Consider the following 19,878-nt stretch of genomic DNA (forward strand, 5'->3'; position numbering starts at 1 on the left):
CGAACGCATGAGTGATCACGACAGCCCGCCGTTGAACGCCGCGGTGATCGGGGCCGGGTACTGGGGCCCGAACCTGGCCCGCAACCTCGCCACGGCGCCGGACTGGAACCTGGTGGCGGTCTGCGACCTCGACGGCGACCGCGCCGCGAAGGTGGCCCGCGGCTCGGGCGGTGCCGACGTCGAGACGTCGGTCGACCGCCTGCTGGCCCGCGACGACGTCGACGCGGTGGCGATCGCCACGCCGGCCCGCACGCACCATCCCATCGCGATGGCGGCGTTGCGGGCGGGCAAGCACGTCGTGGTCGAGAAGCCGCTGGCCGACACCGGTGAGCGGGCCGCCGAGATGGTGCAGGTGGCGTCGGACCAGGGCCTCGTGCTCATGACCGACCACACCTACTGCTACACGCCGGCCGTGCTGAAGATCGCCGAGCTGGTGGCCGAGGGCGCGCTGGGCGACATCCTGTTCGTCGACTCGATCCGGATCAACCTCGGGCTCGTGCAGCCCGACGTCGACGTGCTGTGGGACCTCGCGCCGCACGACCTGTCGATCCTCGACGCCGTCCTGCCGGGCGGGCTGCGCCCCGTCGGGGTGTCCGCGCACGGCGCCGACCCGCTCGGCGCCGGCAAGGCATGCCTGGCGTACCTGTCGATGCCGTTGGAGAACGGCGGCATGGCGCACGTGCACGTCAACTGGCTCAGCCCCACCAAGATCCGCCAGATGGTGATCGGCGGCAGCAGGCGCACGCTGGTCTGGGACGACCTGAACCCGCAGCAGCGGCTCAGCGTCTACGACCGCGGCGTGGACCTCGGCCAGACGGCGGCGGCCGGGGCGGACCGCGCCGCTGCGACCATCTCCTACCGCCTCGGCGACACCTGGTCGCCCGCCCTGCCCGAGACGGAGGCGCTCGGCCTCATGGTCGGCGAGTTCGCCGCCAGCATCCGCGAGAGCCGGGCGCCGCGCACCGACGGCACCGCGGGGCTGCGCGTGCTGGGCGTGCTCGAGGCGGCGTCGGCGAGCCTGGCAGCGGGCGGAATGTTCACCAGCACGGCAGCGGTCGGTACTCATACGGAGGTCCTTGCATGACCCAGCTCGAAGGCGCCCGCGTTCTCGTCACCGGGGGTGCCGGCACGATCGGCTCCACGCTCGTCGACCAGCTGCTCGACGCCGGTGTCGCGCACGTCGACGTCCTGGACAACCTGGTCCGGGGCCGGCGCGACAACCTCACCGACGCCCTGGCGAGCGGACGCGTGACCCTGGTCGAGGACGACCTGCGGAACCGCGACGCCGTCCACGACCTCATCCGCGGCAAGGATCTCGTCTTCCACCAGGCCGCCATCCGTATCACCCAGTGCGCCGAGGAGCCGCGGCTGGCGCTGGAGGTGCTGGTCGACGGCACGTTCACCGTCCTCGAAGCGGCCGCCGAGCACGGGGTCGACAAGGTCGTCGCGGCGTCCAGCGCGTCGGTGTACGGCCTGGCCGAGGAGTTCCCGACCGGCGAGCGGCACCACCACCACAACAACGACACGTTCTACGGCGCGGCGAAGTCCTTCAACGAGGGCATGCTGCGCAGCTTCCGGGCGATGTACGGCCTCGACTACGTCATCCTGCGCTACTTCAACGTCTATGGCCCGCGGATGGACGTCCACGGCCTGTACACCGAGGTGCTGGTGCGCTGGATGGAGCGGATCGCCGACGACAAGCCGCCGCTGATCTTCGGCGACGGCTCGCAGACGATGGACTTCGTCTGCGTGCCCGACATCGCCCGCGCCAACATCCTGGCCGCCCGCAGCGACATCACCGAGGGTGTCTACAACATCGCCAGCGGCACCGAGACCTCACTGCTCGAGCTCGCCACCGCGCTGCTGAAGGCGATGGACTCGGACCTGCCGGTCGAGCACGGGCCGGAGCGCACGGTGAACGCGGTGTCGCGCCGCCTGGCCGACACGTCCGCAGCCCGCCGCGACCTCGGGTTCGATGCGACCATCGGGCTGGAAGACGGGCTGCGGCAGCTGGTGTCGTGGTGGCGGCCGCTGCGCGAGGAGATCGCGGCCGGCCGGTCCCTGGCGGGAGCGCGATGACCCGCGTCAACGTCATGCGCCCCTGGCTGGGCGACGAGGAGGTGGCCGCGGTCGCCGCGGCGATCCGGTCCGGCTGGGTCGCCCAGGGCCCGCGGGTCGCCGCCTTCGAGACCGCATTCGCGGCGGCCATGGAAGCCCCGCACGCGGTGGCGACGTCGTCGTGCACGACGGCGCTGCACCTGGCCCTCGTCGTGGCCGGGATCGGGGCGGGCGACGACGTCGTGGTGCCGTCGTTCTCCTTCATCGCGACGGCCAACGCCGCAGCGTACGTCGGCGCCCGGCCGGTGTTCGCCGACGTCGACCTCGCCACAGGCAACCTCACCCGCGACACCGTCGAGGCCGCGCTCACACCGGCGACCCGGGCCGTCATCGTCGTGGATCAGGGCGGTGTCCCGGTCGACCTCGACCCGATCCGTGAGCTGTGCGACGCCCGCGGCATCGTCGTCATCGAGGACGCCGCATGCGGCGCCGGCTCCACGTACCACGGCCGGCCGGTCGCGGCGACGGCGGAGATCGCGGCCTGGTCGTTCCACCCGCGCAAGATCATCACGACCGGCGAGGGCGGCATGGTCACCTCCGGCCGCGATGACTGGGCGACCCGGGCGCGGCGGCTGCGCGAGCACGCGATGAGCGTCTCGGCGGCAGACCGGCACGCCAACGTGCTCGCCCCGGTCGAAGAGTACGCCGAGGTCGGCTTCAACTACCGGATGACCGACCTGCAGGCGGCCATGGGCCTGGTCCAGCTCGGCCGGCTGCCCGAGATCGTCGCCCGCCGCCGCGCGCTGGCCGACGGCTACGCCAAGCAGCTCGCCGAGATCCCGGGCCTGCGGCCGGTCGCCGACCCGGCATGGGGGACCGGCAACTTCCAGTCCTACTGGATCGAGGTGCAGCCGGAGTACCCGCTGAGCCGCGAGGAGCTGCTCGCCCACCTGGCCGCCGCCGACATCTCCGCGCGCCGCGGCATCATGGCAGCGCACCGCCAGCCGCCCTACCGGGAGCTGACGCCGTCGTCGGGCCTGCCGGTCACGGAGCGGCTCACCGACACCACCCTGATCCTGCCGCTGTTCCACGAGCTCATCGAGAGCGACCAGGAACGCGTCATCGCCGCATTGCGACGGCCTGTGTGAGCAGGGCACTGGTGCTCGTCGCGGCCGGTGGCCTGGCCCGGGAGGCGCTCGCGGCGATCCGCGCCGGCGCCGCACCGGGGCACGAGGTCGCCGGTCTCCTCGACGACGACCTGCGCAAGGCGGGGACCAGCGTCGACGGCGTGCCCGTCCTCGGGACGCTGGACGACGTCACCGAGCACGCCGACGCCGACGTGGTGATCTGCTCGGGCCGCGGGGGCGCCCGGCGCGACATCGCTGCGCGGTTCGCCAAGCTCGGCGTGGACGCGAGGCGGTACGTGAGCATCGTCCACCCGGCCACGCCGGTGCCGGCCGGCTGCGTCGTCGGCGCGGGCAGCATCCTGCTGGCCGGCGTGGTGCTGACGGCGGCCGTCACGGTGGGCCGGCACGTGGTGTGCATGCCGCACGTCACGCTCACCCATGACGACGTGGTGGGGGACTACGCCACGCTGGCCGCCGGGGTGGCCCTCGGCGGCGGTGTGGTCGTCGGCGAGGCCGCGTACCTGGGGATGAACTCCTCGGTGCGCGAACAGCGCCGGGTGGGGGACGACGCCGTCCTCGGGATGGGCGCCGCGCTGGTCGAGGACCAGCCGGCGAGGACGACCTGGGCCGGTGTGCCCGCACGGCCGCTGACGCGGCGGGAGGAGCCGAAGTGACGAACATTCCGCTGGTCGACCTGCGGGCCCAGCAGGCCGAGATCGCGGCCGAGGTGGAGCCGCTGGTCCTCGACGTGCTCCGCGGCGCCGGGTTCGTCGGCGGGCCGCACGTGGTGGCCTTCGAGACCGCGTACGCCGAGTACATCGGTGCCGGTCACTGCGTCGGCGTCGCCAACGGGACCGACGCTATCGAGCTCGCGCTGCGGGTCGTGGGCGTGGGCGCCGGCGACGAGGTGATCATGCCGGCGAACACGTTCATCGCGACCGCCGAGGCGGCCTCGCGCATCGGCGCGGTCCCCGTGCCGGTCGACGTCGACCCGGACCACCTGCTGATCTCGCCCGAGGCCGTCGCGGTGGCGATCACCGAGCGGACCCGCGCGATCGTCCCCGTCCACCTGTACGGGCAGGTCGCGCCGGTCGAGGCGCTGGAGCCGATCGCCGCGTCGGCCGGCGTCCCGATCGTCGAGGACGCCGCGCAGTCGCAGGGCGCCCGGCGGCACGGCCGGGCCGCCGGCGGGCTCGGCGCCGTGGCCGCCACCTCGTTCTATCCCGGGAAGAACCTGGGCGCCTCGGGCGACGGCGGCGCCGTCACGACGAACGACGCCGACCTGGCCGCCCGGGTACGGCTGCTGGCCAACCACGGTTCCGCGGTGAAGTACCGGCACGAGGCGGTCGGCATGAACTCCCGGCTGGACGCGATCCATGCCGTGACTCTCAAGGCCAAGCTCGCCCGGCTGGGGGACTGGAACGAGCGCCGGCGGCAGGCCGCCGGCCGGTACGCCGCGCTGCTGGACGGCGTCCCGGGCGTGCGGGTCCCGCGGACGATGCCCGGCAACACTGACGTCTGGCACCTGTACGTGGTGCGGGTCGAGGACCGCGACCGGGTACTGGCGGAGCTGAACGCCGCCGGGGTGGGCGCCGCGCTGCACTATCCCGAGCCGTGGCACCTGTCGCCCGCATACGCCGGCCGCGGGTACGCGCCGGGCAGCTGCCCCGTGGCGGAGCAGGCGGCCGGCGAGATCCTGTCGCTGCCGCTCTACCCCCACCTCACCGCCGATCAGCAGGAACAGGTGGCCACCGCACTGGTCAAGGCGCTCGGAGGGCCATGACAACGCATCGTCGCCAGGTCCTCGTCCAGCTCGACAACCTCGAGCTCGGTGGGGCGCAGATCAACGCCGTGCAGCTGTCCGCCGCGGTGGCCGAGCACGGGTACGAGAGCCTGCTCGTGGGGCCGAGCGACACGCTGCCGACGGGCCCGTCAGTGCTTGATGTGAGTGCCGACTACAAGGTGCCGGCGCGCGCCTACGAGCGGCCGCCGTCGCTGTTCGCGCACGCGCGGGTGCTGTCGCGGTTCGCGCGCGGCTGCGGCGCATCGCTCGTTCACGCGTTCAGCACTTCGGAGCGGGCCGCCTACTGGGGTGCAGGGCTCCTCGGCCGGCGGGCCCTGGTGCGCACGATCTACGAGATGTCCTTCGACCCGCGGACCCACCCGTCGATCCCGCTGGTGATCGGCACCGGATACCTGCGCGACGAGTTGGCGGGGCGCCCGGGCGGCGCGACGCTGGTCAGCCCGCCGGTCGACACCGCACGAGACGCACCTGGCGGGATCGGCCGGGCCGCGTTCCGGCGGGAACTCGGGCTGGACGCCGAGACCGTCGTGCTGGTGATCGTCAGCCGGCTGTCCGAGGAGATGAAGGCCCGCAGCGTCGAGGACGCGATCAACGCCGTCGAAAGGCTCGGTGACCCGCGAGTGCGCCTGGTCGTCGTCGGCACCGGCGACGCGGCGGCGCGGCTGCGCGGTGTGGCCGAGGCCGTCAACACCCGGCTCGGCCGGACGGCGGTCATCTTCACCGGCCCACTCGCCGACCCGCGGCCCGCCTACGACGCCGCCGACGTCGTGCTGGGCATGGGCAGCTCCGCCGCGCGCGGGTTGGCTTTCGGCAAGCCGCTCGTGGTGCTCGGCGAGCGTGGCTGGAGCGCGGTATTCCGCGAGCCCGACGTCGAGGCGATCTTCCGCAACAGCTTCTGGAGCCCCGCCGAGGTCACGGATGGTGCCGGCCTGCTCGCCGCGCACCTCCGGGTGCTGGTCGGTGACACCGCCGAACGGGACCGGCTCGGGACGGCGGCGCGGGCGTTCGCCGAGGCGAACTTCGGCCTGCCCGCCATGGCGGAGCGCCTCGCCGGCGTGTACGACGACGCGCTGCGGACGACGTCGAGCCGGCTGTGGATGCGCGACCTGCGGATGGAAGGCCGGATCCTCGCCGCCAAGCTCGAGCGCAAGGCCGGCCTGTCCCGTGGGCCGGCGTCCAGGGCGCTGGCCTGGAACCAGCGCGACACCGACGTCGTGCGCGAGCCGCAGCCGGAAGGGGCCCTCAGATGAGCGCCGCCGACGCCACCCGCCAACTGGGCGCGAAGCTCGCCAAGGCGGCCGGCATCCTGCGCGAGGACGGCCCACGCGCGCTGGCGCAGCGGCTCACCCGGGTCGCCTACGACCGGCTGGACGCTGCCAGCCTGGACGAGCCATTGCTCTACGACGACATCGCCGACTCCACACAGCTGGACCTGTCCGTGCCCGACCGCCGCCCGCCGCGGTCACAGTCGCTGACCGTCGGCTGGGTGACGGTGCCGCCGCGGGCCGGATCGGGCGGCCACACCACGCTGTTCCGCATGGTCGAGGCCGTGGAGCGGGCCGGCCACCGGTGCGAACTGTTCCTCTACGACCGCTATGGCGGCGACCTGCGCGCGCACGAACGGGTCATCCGCGACTGGTGGCCGAACATCCGGGCCGGCGTCCGCGACGCGTCGGCCGGGATCACCGGCGTCGACGCCGCCGTCGCGTCGTCGTGGGACACCGCCCACGTGCTGGCCCGCCGGGGTGCGGCGCCGATGCGGCGGCTGTACTTCATCCAGGACTTCGAGCCGTACTTCTACCCGCGCGGCTCGCTGTACTCGCTGGCCGAGGACACCTACCGATTCGGCTTCCGCAACATCGCCCTGGGCGAGATGGTCGCGCAGGCGCTGCGCTCGGAGCTGAGCCTGTCGCCGGACGTGACGGAGTTCGGCTGTGACACGTCGGTGTACCGGCTCCTCGACGGCCGGGAGCGCAGCGGAGTGGTCCTCTACGCGCGGCCTACCGTGCCCCGTCGCGGCTACTGGCTGGCCCGGCTGGCGCTGCAGCGTTTCCACGAGCGGCACCCGGAGGTCCCGATCCACTTCTACGGGACCGTGGTCAAGAACCTGCCGTTCCCGGCGGTCCAGCACGGCCGGCTCACCCCGGCCGAGCTCAACGAGCTGTACAACTCCAGCATCGCCGGCCTGGCGATGTCCTTCACCAACATCTCGCTGGTCGCGGAGGAGATGCTCGCGGCCGGCACTGTCCCCGTCGTGAACGACTCCGTCCACTCGCGGGCGGACCTGATCAACGAGCACGTCGCCTGGGCGACGCCGACGCCGCACGGCATCGCCGCGGCGCTGAGCGCCGTCGTGACCCGTGGAGACCGGGACGTCACCGCGAAGGCCGCCGCGGAGTCGGTGCGCCAGTTCGGCTGGACCAAGGCCCAGGGCGACGTGCTGCGCATCCTCGAGGACGAGGCGTACGGGTCGTGACGCGGCGGGTCAGCTTCTGACGTGGTGTCCACGATGACCGAACACGAGCGGCAGCCGAGCGCAGCGCCGGACCAGTCCGTCGGCCGGCAGGCCGCCGCGGGCGTGCTCTGGCTGACCGTCCAGAAGTGGGCGGTCCGGCTCTCGGGCCTGGTGACGATCGCCGTCCTCACCCGCTTCCTCAGCCCGGAGGACTTCGGTGTCGTCGCCGCGGCATCGACGGTGCTGCCGTTCTTCTACCTCCTCGCCGACCTGGGGTTCGCCGCCTACATCGTCCAGGTCGACCGCGCCGACCGGCGGCTGCTCAGCACGGCATTCTGGTTCTCCTGCGTGGCCGGTGTGGTGCTCAGCGTCGCCGTCGTCGGGGCCGCGCCCCTGTTCGGGCTGGTCTTCGGCTCCGGCGACGTCGTGCCGGTGCTGCAGGTGCTGGCGTTGGCCGTGCTGATCACGGCGCTGTCGTCGGTGCCGACAGCGATCCTGCGGCGCGAGATGCGGTTCCGGACCCTGGCCGTTCAAGGCACCGTCGCGTCGGTCACCGCGCAGGTCGTCGCCGTTGCGATGACACTCACCGGGGCGGGGGTCTGGGCCCTGGTCGGCCAGGTACTCACGGTCCAGACGGCGACCGGCCTGCTCGCCTGGACGGCCGCACGCTGGTGGCCGGGGTTCACGTTCTCGCGCACCCAGTTCACCGTCATGGCTCGGTACGGCGGCCAGGTGCTCGGCGTCGAGTGCGTCGCCGTCTGCCGGCAGTGGGCCGAGACCGCGATCATCTCCGTCGGCCTCGGCCTGGCCGCACTCGGCTACCTCAACATCGCCCAGCGGCTGGTGCAGATCGTTCAGGAACTGACCGGTGCGGCGCTGCTCCCGGTGACCATGGTGGCGTTCGCCAAGATCCGCGACTCCGCCGAGCGGCTGCGCGAGGCCTACCTGCGGGCGCTGCGGATGACATACGCGATCCTCGCGCCGCCGCTGACGCTACTCGCGGTGGCGGCGCCACTGATCCTGCCGCTGGTCTTCGGCGCCGGTTGGGAGGAGAGCGTGCCGGTGGCCCGGATCCTGGCACTCGCCGGGATCATGGTGGTCGGTGCGACGCTGGACCACGGGCTGTTCTACGGGCTCGGCCGGCCCGGCCGCTGGTTCGTATACGCGCTGGTCATCGACGCGCTCACAGTGGCCGTGACGGCACTCACCGTGCGCTGGGGGCTGGTCGGGGTCGCGACCGGCTTCCTCGTGGTCGCCGCCGTCGCCACGGCGTCGCGCTGGTTCCTGGTCGCGCGGCTGCTGCGCGCCCAGCCACGTGCCCTGGCCGGGCCGTTCGGCTTCCTCGCCGCCGCGGTGCCCGTCGGCGCCGCGGCCGGCTGGGTCGTCATGACGGCGACGGCCGGGCTACCGCCGATCGTGCGCGTCGGACTGACCGGCATCACGATCCTCGCGGCGTACGCGGGCGTGACCGTCCTGCTCGCGCGGTCCGTCATCACCGACATCGCCGGTTACCTCCCGGGACGGGACCGGCCCGACTACTTTCCGCGGCACAGCCGGACGAGCTATCTGCCTCGCCACACCCGGACCGGCCGTGTCAGCATTCTGGTCAACTCGATGGAGCACTCATGACCGGTCGCCCGCACGTCCTCATCATCGTGCAGAACCTGCCCGTGCCACTGGACCGGCGGGTCTGGCTGGAGTGCCAGGCGCTGCTCGCCCGCGGCTACCGGGTGAGCGTGATCTGTCCCAAGGGCCCCGGCGATCCCGGCCACGAGGTCGTCGACGGCGTCGTCCTCTACAAGTACCGGCCCGCGCCCGAGGCGAAGGGGGTGCTCGGGTTCGCCTGGGAGTTCGCCTACAGCTGGCTGCGTGCCGCGTGGCTGTCGCTGCGGGTGCGGCGGGCCGGCCGGTTCCACATCCTCCAGGCGTGCAACCCGCCCGACACGTACTGGCTGCTGGCGTTGCTCTGGCGCCCGTTCGGCGTGAAGTTCGTCTTCGACCACCACGACCTCAACCCCGAGCTGTTCCTGTCCCGTTTCGGCGAACCCAGCGGCGGCGCCCAGCAGGCCCAGTACCGCGCATTGGTCTGGCTGGAGCGGCGCACGTTCCGGGCGGCGCACCGGGTCATCTCGACCAACGAGTCGTACCGGGCCATCGCCATTCGGCGCGGCGACCGGCGGCCCGAGGACGTGACCGTGGTCCGCAGCGGGCCCGACACCCAGCAGATGCGCCCGATCTACCCCGAGCGGCCCCGCCCGGCCGACGGCATCGTGCTCGTCTACCTCGGCATCATGGGTCCGCAGGACGGCGTCGACCAGGTGCTCCTCGTCGTCGACGAGCTCGTGCACCGGCGCGGGCGGTCGAACGTGACCGCCACGCTGCTCGGGTTCGGCGACTGCTTGGAGGACCTGAAGGCGCAGTCCACCGCGCTGGAGCTCGACGACCACGTGACCTTCACCGGCCGCGTCGACCGCGTGCAGGTCGCGGAGTACCTGAGCCGTGCCGACATCGGGATCGGACCGGACCTGAAGACGCCGCTCAACGACCTGTCGACCATGAACAAGACGATGGAGTACATGGCCTACGGACTGCCGTCGGTCGCGTTCGACCTGGCCGAGACCCGGGTGTCCGGAGCCGACAGCGTGCTGTACGTGCCCTCCGGCGACATCCACGCGTTCGCCGACGCGGTCGAGAAGCTCATCGACGATCCGGGTGTGCGCGCGGAGCTGGGCCGGAAGGCACGCCGCCGGGTCGCCGCGGAGCTCGACTGGCGCTCGCAGGCCGAGGCCTACGTGTCGGTGTTCGACGAGCTGTCAGGGTTCTCCCGGCCGGGGCCGGCCGTTCCCGATGACGAGCCCGGCCGCGACGCCGATTCGCAGGGCCGCCGGTACGTCGACCTCGACGATGCCGAGGAGTTCGACCACTACCTCAGGGAGAGGAGGGTGCCGTGACAGCGATCCGGACGACGTTCCACGACCTGCTCGCACAGGCCGCCGCAGCCCGGCCCGACGCGCCGGCGCTGACCTACCGCCACCAGACGGTGGGCTACGGCGACGCCTGGCGGACGGCGCAGGCCGCCGCCGCGCAGCTGACGGCCCTGGGCCTGCAGCGCGGTGACCGCGTGGCGATCTACCTGGAGAAGCGCATCGAGACCGTGGCCGCATTCTTCGCGGTCTCCGCCGCCGGCGGCGTGTTCGTCCCGGTCAACCATGTGCTCAAGGCCGCTCAGGTGGGGCACATCCTCGCCGACAGCGGCGCGACGGTGCTCGTCACGTCCGGCGACCGGCTCGGCCAGCTGGCATCCGTCCTGGCCGGGACAGCGGTCACAGACGTCGTCACCGTCGGCACGGGCGTGGCGCCGGCCGGGACCGGGTACCGCGTGCACGCCTGGGACGCCGGGCAGGAGGCCGGCGGCGAGCCGGAGCCGTCGCCGGCCATCGACATCGACCCGGCGGCGATCCTCTACACCTCTGGCAGCACCGGCAAGCCCAAGGGCGTCGTGCTGAGCCACCGCAACCTCATCGTCGGCGCCGAGAGCGTGAGCAGCTACCTCGAGAACAGCGCCCACGACGTCATCCTCAGCGTCCTGCCGCTCAGCTTCGACGCCGGGCTGAGTCAGGTGACGACGGCGTTCTCCGTCGGCGCGCACTGTGTGCTGATGAACTACCTGCTGCCGCGCGAGGTGCCGAAGCTCTGCGAGCAGTACGGCGTCACGGGGCTCACCTGCGTCCCGCCGCTGTGGCTGCAGCTGGCCGGCGTGCCGTGGCCCGAGACGGCCGCCCGGAAGCTGCGCTACTGGGCCAACACCGGCGGCCGGATGCCCCGGGTGACGCTCGACAAGCTCCGCGGCATCTTCACGGAGGCCCGGCCGTACCTGATGTACGGCCTCACCGAGGCGTTCCGCTCCACCTACCTCGACCCGGCCGAGGTCGACCGGCGGCCCGACTCCATCGGCAAGGCGATCCCGAACGCGGAGATCCTGGTGCTGCGCCCCGACGGCACGCCGTGCGAGCCCGGTGAGGAGGGCGAGCTGGTGCACCGCGGCGCGCTGGTGGCGCTCGGCTACTGGAACGACCCGGTTCGGACGGCGGAGCGCTACAAGCCGCTGCCACGGCCGGGCGAGGAGTGGCGGACCACAGAGCTGGCCGTATGGTCCGGCGACACCGTGGTGGCCGACGACGAGGGCTTCCTGTACTTCGTGGGCCGCAAGGACGACATGATCAAGACCTCGGGGTACCGGGTCAGCCCTACGGAGGTCGAGGAGGCCGCGTACAGCACCGGGCTGGTACGCGACGCCGTCGCCATCGGGGTCGAGGACGCCGCGCTGGGGCAGCGGATCGTCCTGGTCGCCACCCCCGCGGAGGCGGAGCTGGACGTGGCCGCGCTGCTCGCGGCGCTGCGCCAGCTGCTGCCGCTGTACATGGTCCCGTCCGAGGTCGACGTCCGCACCGAGCTGCCGCGCTCGCCCAACGGCAAGTTCGACCGCGGCCTCATCAAGGCAGAAGGAGTCCGGTGAAACCGCACGAGCACGTCGAGACCTTCGGCACGGTGGACGGTGAGCTGCGGGTCGGCGGGATGCCGCTCTCCCGGTTCGCCGAGCGCATGGGCGCTACGCCGTTCTTCGCCTACGACCGTGGGCTGCTGGACGGCCGGATCGACCGGCTGCGGTCGACGCTGCCCGAGTCGGTGCAGCTGAGCTACGCCATGAAGGCCAACCCGATGCCGGCCGTCGTCCAGCACCTGGCGCAGCGGGTCGACCGCATCGACGTCGCCTCGGCGCTGGAGATGCACGCGGCCCTCGACACCGTCATCGCCGCCGACCGGGTCAGTTTCGCCGGTCCGGGCAAGTCGCCGGCCGAGATCCGGCAGGCGGTCGCCGCCGGCATCATCGTCGAGGTCGAGTCCACGACAGAGCTGGCTCGCGTCGTCGCGGCTGGAGACGACCTCGGGCTGGTTCCGAACGTCGCGCTGCGCGTCAACCCGGACTTCGCGGTCAAGGGCTCGGGCATGCGCATGGGGGGCGGCCCACAGCAGTTCGGCATCGACGCGGAGCAGGTGCCCGCAGTGCTGCGTGAGTTCGCTGCGGCGGGCGTGAACTGGCTCGGCTTCCACGTCTTCGCCGGATCGCAGAACCTCAACGCCGAGATCATCGCCGAGGCGCAGCGGCGCACAGTCGACCTGGTCGCCTCGCTCGCGGAGCACCTGCCCGCTCCGGTGCGCTACCTCAACCTCGGCGGCGGCTTCGGGATCCCGTACGTGGAGAAGGACGGGCCGCTCGACCTCGACCTCGTCGCCGCGCACCTGCACGACCTCGTCGGCGGCACGCTGGCGCAGCGGCTGCCGCAGGCCGTCCCCGTCATCGAGCTGGGCCGGTACATCGTCGGCGAGTGCGGGGTCTACGTCACCCGCGTCCTGGACCGGAAGATGTCGCGCGGCAAGACGTACCTCGTCGTCGACGGCGGCATGCACCACCAGCTCGCGGCGTCGGGCAACTTCGGGCAGGTCATCCGCCGCAACTACCCGCTCGTGGTAGGCAACCGGGTCGAGAAGAGCGGCGACGAGACGGCCACCGTCGTCGGCTGCCTCTGCACGCCGCTGGACCTGCTCGGCGACGACGTCGAGCTGCCCGCCGCGGAGATCGGCGACCTGATCGTGATCTTCCAGGCGGGGGCGTACGGCCTCACGGCCAGCCCGACGGCCTTCCTCGGACATCCGGCGCCGCTCGAAGTCCTCGTCTGATCCCCTCGTCTGATCCATGGAACAAGGAGCGCACATGACCGAGACCCTCGACACCGTCCGCACGGTGCTGATCGAGGCGCTGGACCTCCCACAGCGGCCCGAGGACCTCCAGGAGGACACCGAGCTGTTCGGGTCATTGCCGGAGCTGGACTCGCTGGGGGTGCTGCAGTTGGTGTCGGCCATCGAGGAGCGGTTCGACATCACCATCGCCGACGACGAGTTCGGGGCCGAGTTGTTCGAGACGCTGGGCAGCCTGACGGCGTTCGTCGAGTCCAAGCTCGCCGCGGCCTGACCGGCTACCACCGCACCAGAGTGAGCTCACTGTAGAGATGATCGATGGACTCGGGGCCGACGTTCTTGGCCCGGAACATCTTCGGCCGTGGCCGGGACAGCTCGATTCCCGGGCCGCCGGGCGTGAACCCCAGGACGCGCCGCTCCGCGAGCGTCAGCGCGAGCCCCTGCCGGAGCAGGTGCGCGCTCACCGCCGGCCACGCCGCCTCGAGGCAGCCGGGATCTCCGCCCGCGTGCAGCGGCGAGGCGAACACCGGCAGCCGCTTGCGGCGGTCGCGCCGGAACATGAGGTAGCCGTGTGCGCCGTCCCGCTCGACCAGCAGGTGTTGCGCCGCCGGCGCCTGCCGGTGGTCGCGGTAGATCTCGGCGTCGCGGCCCGTGAGCGCCCGCTCGAGCGCCGCCGGCTGCGTGGCCACCCGGGCGCCGCGGCCGGGAACGCGCGGCAGGTTGGCGACGAGCCTGGTCGCGGTGTCGAGGCGCGTGAAGCCGAGGCGCTCGTTCAACGCGATGACGTTCCCGCTCGGCGAGAGGTCCGTGAAGACGTAGCCCCGCTGGCCGAGCAGGGCGCGGACCAGCCGCAGCGAGTGCGGGCGGTACTCCTCGAGTACACAGAACGCGGCCAGGTTGCAGAACGGGACCCGCTCGCCGCCGATCTCCCGCTCGGAGTAGACGGCGGCGTACACGCCGACGACTGCCTCGCCGTCGAGCAGTTGGAACCCGTGGTTGGGCGTCTCGGCCTTCCACGGCGGCGCGACCAGGTGGCTCCAGGCGTCGGCGGATACCCGCTGGTTGAGGTGCTGGTGGAGGAACCGGCTCACGGCCGTGGCATCGGCGTCCGAAATCGGCCGTACCGCCACGTCGGGCGCTCCCATCCGGCCACCATATCGCAGCGGAACTCTGGGAAGGAGCGACGATGGCCAGCGTCGTGATCGCCGCGCACAACGAGGCGAACGTCATCGGACAGTGCCTTGACGCACTGGCCGCTCAGCGATTCTCCGGCCCGATCGAGATCGTCGTGAGCGCCAACGGCTGCACCGACGACACCGCCGCGGTGGCTGCCCGCCCGGGCGTCACCGTGCTCGACCGCCCGGAAGCGGGCAAGCCCGCTGCCCTGGACGCCGCCGACCGCGTGGCGACCGGCTTCCCCCGGGTGTACTTGGACGCCGACATCGTCGTCCCGCCGCACGGCGTCGCCACGCTGGTGGCCCGGTTCGAGGTGCTGCCGCGGCCGCTGGCCGTGGTTCCCCGGCGGCGGGTGGACACCACCGGCCGGCCGTGGCCGGTCAGGGCGTACTTCTCCATCAACGAGCGGCATCCCGCCTTCCGGGCCGGGTTGTTCGGCCGGGGGATGATCGTGCTGTCCGAGGAGGGTCGCGCGCGGTTCGACACCTTCCCGTCGCTGATCGCCGACGACCTCTTCCTCGACTCCCGGTTCTCCGCCGCCGAGAAGGCCGAGGTGAGCGAGGTGGAGGTGGTCGTCGAGTCGCCACACACGACCCGCGACCTGCTGCGCCGGCTGGTCCGCGTACGGCGGGGCAACGCCCAACTGCGCGCCGCCGCGGCGGCGGGGGCTCTGGACCTGCCGGTGCGTCCGCCGGACCGCTGGGCGTGGCTGCGCGACGTCGTGCTCCGTGAGCCGCGCCGGGCGCCAGCGGCGATCCCCTACCTTGTCATCACCGTCGCCGCGGCGCTGCTCGCCCGCCGCCCGGTCAGAGCCGGCGACGCCTGGGGCCGTGACGACAGCACGCGTGCGCCCTCGCCCCCCGCGGAAGGGACGTCCACATGATCATCCACCTCTGCTTCCACGGCATCGGGAGTTGCGAGCGGGAGCGCGAGCCCGGAGAGGCCCGGTACTGGGTGACCGAGCCGACGTTCTACCGCCTGCTCGACGAGGTCGCGGCGCATCCGCACGTGCGGCTCAGCTTCGACGACGGGAACGCCTCCGACGCCTCGGTCGCGCTGCCGGCGCTGCTCGGGCGGGGCCTGCGGGCCACCTTCTTCGCACTTGCCGGCCGCCTGGACGACCCAGTGAGCCTTGGTGCGGCCGATCTCGAGGAACTGCGCGCGGCCGGGATGGCGATCGGCAGCCACGGCTGGGCCCACGTGCCCTGGCGAGGGCTCTCGGCCGTCGACGCCCGCCGCGAGCTGGTGGACGCGCGCGTCGCGCTCGCCGAGGCGAGTCGGGGACCGATCACGGAGGCGGCGCTGCCACTCGGCCGCTACGACCGCCGGCTGCTCAGGCGGTTGCGGAGCACGGGCTACGACGCCGTCTTCACCAGCGACCGCTTTCCGGCGCGGCCCGGTTCGTGGCTGCAGGCGCGCTACAGCGTGACCGCGGCCGACACCGTCGACTCGGTCCGGTCCGTCATCACCCACCGGCCGGGGCTGCACGACGCCCGCAACGCCGTGGTGAGCACGATCAAGCGGTGGCGCTGAACTCGCGCGGAATGGGCGTGCCGCGTACCCGCGCGCGGTACTCCAGTAGGACGATCACCGCCAGCGTCGCGCCGCCGCCGAGAAGCCCCGTCATGCCCATGGCGCGCATCCTGCTGCCACCGACCTCGTAGACGGTGGACGTCCGCGGGTTCACTGTCACCGTGATGTCGTTGACAGGGTCGACGCCGGCGTTGCGCTGCAGGTTCTCCAGCTCCTGCGCGATGCGGTCGACGAGCTCCTGCTGCCGCGCCACGACGGTCTCGCGGTCCGGTGCCACCACCTCGACGGAGAGCACCTGGCTGGCGAAGTTCGGGGCCCACTGGCCGCCGGTGTCGGGCAGCTTGACGGACCAGCCGTCGCGCACCCCGATGCCCACGAGGTTGGCGTCGGGAGACGCGTACTTCAGAGTGGCGGCCGGACCGGTGACCATCTTCGCGACGACCCCGGCGGTGATGATGATGTCTTCGGACGGCGCATTGAGCGCGTTGGGGTACAGCCGGCTGGTGGGGGCGAGGAAAACCACTTCGGTGCGCGACCAGTAGACGTGGTCGCCGGCGGCCATGGCGAACGCGAGCGCCCCCGTGCACAGCGCGCCGGCCAGCACGACCGGCCACCGGCGGATCATGGTGAGAATCAGTTCCCACGGCGTCATCGGTGCACCCCCCGTGCCCACCGGATCGCGGCGACCGCCCCAGATCCCCGTCCAGGCTATAGTAGCCAGCACGGATCGCGGCGACCGCGGCTCGGCCGGCTCCCGGGCCAGGGGAGAGTTCTCCCGGCTGAGCGCGGGATGGAGATGGTGGCCCGGTCACCAAGAGTCTGTGGGGGTCGATGTCGGTGGGTGCGGCGTGGTCACGCGTGCCGGTAGCACGGCGATCCGGCTGAGCGCCGGTCGCGCGGCGCGGGCGCTGCCGGGCAATCACTCCAACCGGCCGCGGTGAGGGTGGGAACTCCGTCATGTCGGACTTCCTCGCCGCCGCCGGTCGCCGGTGGTACGTCCTGGTGCTGGGGGTTCTGCTGACGGCCGGTCTCGGCGTCGGCGCGGCGGCGCTGTCGCCGCCCACGTACTCCGCGCGCGGGCTCGTGCTGCTGCTGCCGCCGGAGGAGGCCGTCGGCGCCGGTGGCAACCCCTTCCTTGCGCTGGGTGCGCTGGACATGCCGGCCCGGATCATCGTGTCCTTTCTCGACAGCCCGTCCGCGCGTGCCGGGATCGAGGAAGCGGTGCCGAGCGTCGACTACGAGGTCGCCATGGAAGAGGCTACGCGCGGCCCCGTCATCGCCATCGAGGTCACGGCTTCCACGCCCGGCGGCGCCATGACCGCGCTGCAGGACATCGCCGAGGCCGTGCCGAACACGCTGGCGCGGCTCCAGCTGGAGCTGGATGTTCCAGCCGCGTCCGCGGTCACGTCCATGCCGCTGACCATGAGCACAGAGGCCGTGAAGGATACCGGCGGTACGACTCGGGCCGTGGTGGTCGCCATCGGCACCGGGCTGGCAGCGACGGTGGTCGCGACCCTCTCGACCGACCGGCTGGCACTGCGCCGCGCCGCACGCTGGCGGGCGATGCCGCGGTCGCGGGGCGACACTCGGCCCGCCGGTGGCGACGGACCGTCCGGTGCGGCAGGGCAGGCCGGCGATGCCGGGACCGTCGCGGCGGACTCCCCGAGGCGTGCGCCGGCCGCCCGGAGGCGGGCGCGGTGACCTCGGGGGCCGGCACCGACACGCGGACGCGCAAGAGACTCGACGCTGCCGCCTGGCTCACGTTGTACATCGCACTGCTGTTCTTCGTGCCGGCCAAGCTGATCTTCGGTCCGCTCGGAAGCGCCGGTTCCCCGTCCATGGTCTTCGGACTGGGCAGCCTGGTGTTGTGGACCTTCTACTTCGTCGGCGCCACAAAGCCGGTCCAAGTGCGCGTCCAGCCCATCCGGATCGCGCTCTGCGCGTTCCTTGTCAGCGTCGGCGTGACCTACGTGCTGGCGATGTCGGGCCCGATCAACCCCGACGAGATCAGTCCGGCCGACGTCGCGCTGCTGGCGCTGGCCTCGTGGGCGGGTACGCTGCTCGTCGCGCACGACGGCGTGACGAATCGCGCTCGTCTGGACAGCCTCGTCTGGCGCATCGCGGTCTGCGGCGGCCTGATCGCCATGCTCGGTGTCGTGCAGGTGCTGACGAACCAGATCTGGGTCGACCGGATCTCGATCCCTGGGCTGACCGCTTCCGACACCGCGGGCACGTACTTGCGCGGGGCGTTCCTCCGGCCGGCGGGGACGGCCATCCACCCGATCGAGTACGGCGTCGTGGTGACGATGCTGCTCCCGCTCGCGTTACACGTGGGCTTCCAGCACACCTGGCGCCACCGCATCGCCCGGTGGTTCCCGGCGGCGGCGCTCGCCGCGGTCATTCCGGTGACCTCGTCGCGGTCGGCCTATCTCGGGGCGATCGTCGGGGTCGCGATCTGCGCGATCGGCTGGCCCACCGCGCGCCGGCGGGTCGTCCTGGGCATCGGAGCGGCCGGCGTCGCCGCGATGACCATCCTGACGCCCACGCTGTTCAACTCGATTCTCGGATTGTTCACCGGCGCGTCCGAGGACCCGAGCATCGCGTCGCGTACTGACAGCTTCGGACTCGCGGCCTCGTTCATCGCCGAGAACCCGTGGTTCGGTCGCGGTCTCGGAACGTTCCTGCCCAAGTACCGGATCTTCGACAACCAGTACCTGGGCCTGCTGGTGACCGTCGGTATCGTCGGCACGACGCTCTTCGTCGCCCTCAGCGTCGTCACGATCGTGACGTTGCTGCGCCTGCGGCGCGGCGTGCGGAACGAGCCGACCCGCGACCTCGCCATGGCGCTCGTCGCTTCAGTCGCGGTGGGTTTCATCTGCCTGGTCATGTTCGACGCATTCGCATTTCCGATGACGATGGGTACGCTCTTCCTGCTGCTCGGAATCTCCGGTGCGCTACGGAGAACCGAAGACCAGGGGGGAACCATGCCGGCAGTGCGCCCATGAGCGCAGGGTCCGTCGACGTCGCCGTCGTCGTCGTGACGTACAACAGCGAGCACGACATCGCCGACCTGCTCGACAGCGTCCCGGCGGCGCTGGGCGAGCTCACCTACTCCGTCGTGGTGGTCGACAACGGCTCGGCGGACGGCACCCTCGTAGTGCTCGACGGCCGGCACGACTGCGTCGTGGTCCGGTCGACCAACGACGGCTACGCCGCCGGCATCAACCGGGCGGTGCGATCGTCGCCGCCCGCCTCGGCGGTGCTCGTGCTCAACCCGGACGCGACTCTCGACCCCGAGTCGGTGCCACTCATGATCGACGTGCTGCGCAAGCCGGGCGTCGGGATCGTGGCCCCGCGGGTGCGTGAGGCCGACGGCAGCCTGTCGCCCACCCTGCGTCGCGGCCCGACGCTCGGCCGGGTCGGCGGGCTCAGCTTCACCGGGCTCGCGGCGTTCACCGAGCGCATCGAGGATCCGCGGGAGTACGAGGCCGAGCACGAGGTCGACTGGGCCGTCGGCGCGATCCTGCTCATCGACCGTGAGTGCTTCGACGCGCTCGGCGGCCTGGACGAGTCGTACTTCCTCTACTCCGAGGAGACAGACTTCAGCCTGCGCGCCCGGAACCTGGGTTGGGCGACCGTATACACCCCCCAGGCCGGCGCCATGCACGTCGGCGGCGGGTCGGGGGAGAGCGCGACCACCCACACGATGAAGATCATCAACCGGGTTCGGCTCTACCGGCGGCTCACTGACGACCGCCGTGCCTGGGTGTACTTCGTGCTGACCGTCCTCATCGAGGTCCGCCGCGGCGTCCTGGGCCACCGGAAGTCGTGGCCGACCGTGCGAGCACTGCTGCGGCCGTCGACGCGGCCGGCGCCGCTGGGCGCGAGCGATGCGTTCCTGCCTCGGTGATCCGCCGGGGCCCCGCCGGGTGGGCGGGTAGCCGAGTATTGATCGTCTCCAGGGGGAA

Annotated in this window: 19 protein-coding genes; 17 read left to right on the forward strand and 2 right to left on the reverse strand. The window is 72.2% G+C overall.

What is annotated here, in order from left to right:
• The first annotated feature begins 7 nt into the window (after window positions 1-7).
• From E1262_RS07295 to E1262_RS07350, 12 genes are read left to right on the forward strand one after another with little or no spacing between them, the layout of a single operon-like run.
• Window positions 8-1,084 (forward strand): Gfo/Idh/MocA family protein, encoded by a 1,077-nt coding sequence (locus E1262_RS07295; protein ID WP_132102483.1) that lies wholly within the window; start codon window positions 8-10, stop codon window positions 1,082-1,084.
• Window positions 1,081-2,079 carry an NAD-dependent epimerase/dehydratase family protein gene (locus E1262_RS07300; RefSeq protein ID WP_132102484.1) on the forward strand — a complete coding sequence of 333 codons (999 nt, stop codon included), beginning with the start codon at window positions 1,081-1,083 and terminating at the stop codon, window positions 2,077-2,079. The genes E1262_RS07295 and E1262_RS07300 overlap by 4 nt, the downstream gene beginning before the upstream one ends.
• The gene (locus E1262_RS07305; RefSeq protein ID WP_132102485.1) at window positions 2,076-3,206 is read left to right on the forward strand and encodes a DegT/DnrJ/EryC1/StrS family aminotransferase; all 1,131 of its coding nucleotides are present in this window, start codon (window positions 2,076-2,078) and stop codon (window positions 3,204-3,206) included. The genes E1262_RS07300 and E1262_RS07305 overlap by 4 nt, the downstream gene beginning before the upstream one ends.
• Complete coding sequence (locus E1262_RS07310; RefSeq protein ID WP_132102486.1) at window positions 3,203-3,859, forward strand: LbetaH domain-containing protein; 657 nt, start codon at window positions 3,203-3,205, stop codon at window positions 3,857-3,859. The genes E1262_RS07305 and E1262_RS07310 overlap by 4 nt, the downstream gene beginning before the upstream one ends.
• Window positions 3,856-4,968, forward strand: a complete 1,113-nt coding sequence (locus E1262_RS07315) for a DegT/DnrJ/EryC1/StrS family aminotransferase (protein ID WP_132102487.1) — start codon at window positions 3,856-3,858, stop codon at window positions 4,966-4,968. Before E1262_RS07310 ends, E1262_RS07315 begins: the two co-directional genes overlap by 4 nt.
• Window positions 4,965-6,239, forward strand: a complete 1,275-nt coding sequence (locus tag E1262_RS07320) for a glycosyltransferase family 4 protein (protein WP_132102488.1) — start codon at window positions 4,965-4,967, stop codon at window positions 6,237-6,239. The genes E1262_RS07315 and E1262_RS07320 overlap by 4 nt, the downstream gene beginning before the upstream one ends.
• Entirely contained in the window at window positions 6,236-7,465 is a 1,230-nt protein-coding gene (locus E1262_RS07325; RefSeq protein ID WP_132102489.1) for a rhamnosyltransferase WsaF family glycosyltransferase, read from the forward strand. Before E1262_RS07320 ends, E1262_RS07325 begins: the two co-directional genes overlap by 4 nt.
• A 33-nt stretch (window positions 7,466-7,498) precedes the next feature.
• Window positions 7,499-9,073 (forward strand): lipopolysaccharide biosynthesis protein, encoded by a 1,575-nt coding sequence (locus tag E1262_RS07330; RefSeq protein WP_132102490.1) that lies wholly within the window; start codon window positions 7,499-7,501, stop codon window positions 9,071-9,073.
• Window positions 9,070-10,395 (forward strand): glycosyltransferase family 4 protein, encoded by a 1,326-nt coding sequence (locus tag E1262_RS07335; protein ID WP_132102491.1) that lies wholly within the window; start codon window positions 9,070-9,072, stop codon window positions 10,393-10,395. The genes E1262_RS07330 and E1262_RS07335 overlap by 4 nt, the downstream gene beginning before the upstream one ends.
• Entirely contained in the window at window positions 10,392-11,960 is a 1,569-nt protein-coding gene (locus tag E1262_RS07340; protein ID WP_203453650.1) for an acyl-CoA ligase (AMP-forming), exosortase A system-associated, read from the forward strand. Before E1262_RS07335 ends, E1262_RS07340 begins: the two co-directional genes overlap by 4 nt.
• Window positions 11,957-13,183, forward strand: coding sequence for a pyridoxal-dependent decarboxylase, exosortase A system-associated (locus E1262_RS07345; RefSeq protein WP_132102492.1), 1,227 nt, complete (start codon window positions 11,957-11,959; stop codon window positions 13,181-13,183). Before E1262_RS07340 ends, E1262_RS07345 begins: the two co-directional genes overlap by 4 nt.
• 34 nt (window positions 13,184-13,217) lie before the next feature.
• The gene (locus E1262_RS07350) at window positions 13,218-13,475 is read left to right on the forward strand and encodes an acyl carrier protein (protein ID WP_132102493.1); all 258 of its coding nucleotides are present in this window, start codon (window positions 13,218-13,220) and stop codon (window positions 13,473-13,475) included.
• A 4-nt stretch (window positions 13,476-13,479) separates the two neighbouring features.
• Here E1262_RS07350 and E1262_RS07355 read toward each other — a convergent pair whose 3' ends face one another.
• Window positions 13,480-14,346 carry a GNAT family N-acetyltransferase gene (locus E1262_RS07355; protein WP_203453651.1) on the reverse strand — a complete coding sequence of 289 codons (867 nt, stop codon included), beginning with the start codon at window positions 14,344-14,346 and terminating at the stop codon, window positions 13,480-13,482.
• A gap of 41 nt (window positions 14,347-14,387) precedes the next feature.
• Here E1262_RS07355 and E1262_RS07360 point away from each other — a divergent pair, with 41 nt between their 5' ends.
• Entirely contained in the window at window positions 14,388-15,260 is an 873-nt protein-coding gene (locus E1262_RS07360) for a glycosyltransferase family 2 protein (RefSeq protein ID WP_132102494.1), read from the forward strand.
• Window positions 15,257-15,910 carry a polysaccharide deacetylase family protein gene (locus E1262_RS07365; protein ID WP_132102495.1) on the forward strand — a complete coding sequence of 218 codons (654 nt, stop codon included), beginning with the start codon at window positions 15,257-15,259 and terminating at the stop codon, window positions 15,908-15,910. Before E1262_RS07360 ends, E1262_RS07365 begins: the two co-directional genes overlap by 4 nt.
• Here E1262_RS07365 and E1262_RS07370 read toward each other — a convergent pair.
• Window positions 15,894-16,562 carry a hypothetical protein gene (locus tag E1262_RS07370; protein ID WP_132102496.1) on the reverse strand — a complete coding sequence of 223 codons (669 nt, stop codon included), beginning with the start codon at window positions 16,560-16,562 and terminating at the stop codon, window positions 15,894-15,896. The genes E1262_RS07365 and E1262_RS07370 overlap by 17 nt on opposite strands.
• 305 nt (window positions 16,563-16,867) lie before the next feature.
• Here E1262_RS07370 and E1262_RS07375 point away from each other — a divergent pair, with 305 nt between their 5' ends.
• The 3 genes from E1262_RS07375 to E1262_RS07385 are packed head-to-tail and all read left to right on the forward strand — an operon-like array spanning window position 16,868 to window position 19,820.
• Complete coding sequence (locus E1262_RS07375) at window positions 16,868-17,611, forward strand: hypothetical protein (RefSeq protein ID WP_132102497.1); 744 nt, start codon at window positions 16,868-16,870, stop codon at window positions 17,609-17,611.
• Entirely contained in the window at window positions 17,608-18,915 is a 1,308-nt protein-coding gene (locus E1262_RS07380) for an O-antigen ligase family protein (protein WP_132102498.1), read from the forward strand. Before E1262_RS07375 ends, E1262_RS07380 begins: the two co-directional genes overlap by 4 nt.
• Window positions 18,912-19,820 (forward strand): glycosyltransferase family 2 protein, encoded by a 909-nt coding sequence (locus E1262_RS07385; protein ID WP_132102499.1) that lies wholly within the window; start codon window positions 18,912-18,914, stop codon window positions 19,818-19,820. The genes E1262_RS07380 and E1262_RS07385 overlap by 4 nt, the downstream gene beginning before the upstream one ends.
• Window positions 19,821-19,878: the final 58 nt, after the last annotated feature.

Origin of the sequence: Jiangella aurantiaca (genome assembly GCF_004349105.1) — a bacterium.
Taxonomy (GTDB): domain Bacteria; phylum Actinomycetota; class Actinomycetes; order Jiangellales; family Jiangellaceae; genus Jiangella; species Jiangella aurantiaca.

Excerpts from the sequence above, each read along its gene's own strand:
- E1262_RS07295 (WP_132102483.1), top strand. The coding sequence starts at position 8 with ATGAGTGATCACGACAGCCCGCCGTTGAACGCCGCGGTGATCGGGGCC.
- E1262_RS07300 (WP_132102484.1), top strand. The coding sequence starts at position 1,081 with ATGACCCAGCTCGAAGGCGCCCGCGTTCTCGTCACCGGGGGTGCCGGC.
- E1262_RS07305 (WP_132102485.1), top strand. The coding sequence starts at position 2,076 with ATGACCCGCGTCAACGTCATGCGCCCCTGGCTGGGCGACGAGGAGGTG.
- E1262_RS07320 (WP_132102488.1), top strand. The coding sequence starts at position 4,965 with ATGACAACGCATCGTCGCCAGGTCCTCGTCCAGCTCGACAACCTCGAG.
- E1262_RS07325 (WP_132102489.1), top strand. The coding sequence starts at position 6,236 with ATGAGCGCCGCCGACGCCACCCGCCAACTGGGCGCGAAGCTCGCCAAG.
- E1262_RS07330 (WP_132102490.1), top strand. The coding sequence starts at position 7,499 with ATGACCGAACACGAGCGGCAGCCGAGCGCAGCGCCGGACCAGTCCGTC.
- E1262_RS07335 (WP_132102491.1), top strand. The coding sequence starts at position 9,070 with ATGACCGGTCGCCCGCACGTCCTCATCATCGTGCAGAACCTGCCCGTG.
- E1262_RS07350 (WP_132102493.1), top strand. The coding sequence starts at position 13,218 with ATGACCGAGACCCTCGACACCGTCCGCACGGTGCTGATCGAGGCGCTG.
- E1262_RS07355 (WP_203453651.1), bottom strand. The coding sequence starts at position 14,346 with ATGGGAGCGCCCGACGTGGCGGTACGGCCGATTTCGGACGCCGATGCC.
- E1262_RS07360 (WP_132102494.1), top strand. The coding sequence starts at position 14,388 with ATGGCCAGCGTCGTGATCGCCGCGCACAACGAGGCGAACGTCATCGGA.
- E1262_RS07365 (WP_132102495.1), top strand. The coding sequence starts at position 15,257 with ATGATCATCCACCTCTGCTTCCACGGCATCGGGAGTTGCGAGCGGGAG.
- E1262_RS07370 (WP_132102496.1), bottom strand. The coding sequence starts at position 16,562 with ATGACGCCGTGGGAACTGATTCTCACCATGATCCGCCGGTGGCCGGTC.
- E1262_RS07375 (WP_132102497.1), top strand. The coding sequence starts at position 16,868 with ATGTCGGACTTCCTCGCCGCCGCCGGTCGCCGGTGGTACGTCCTGGTG.
- E1262_RS07385 (WP_132102499.1), top strand. The coding sequence starts at position 18,912 with ATGAGCGCAGGGTCCGTCGACGTCGCCGTCGTCGTCGTGACGTACAAC.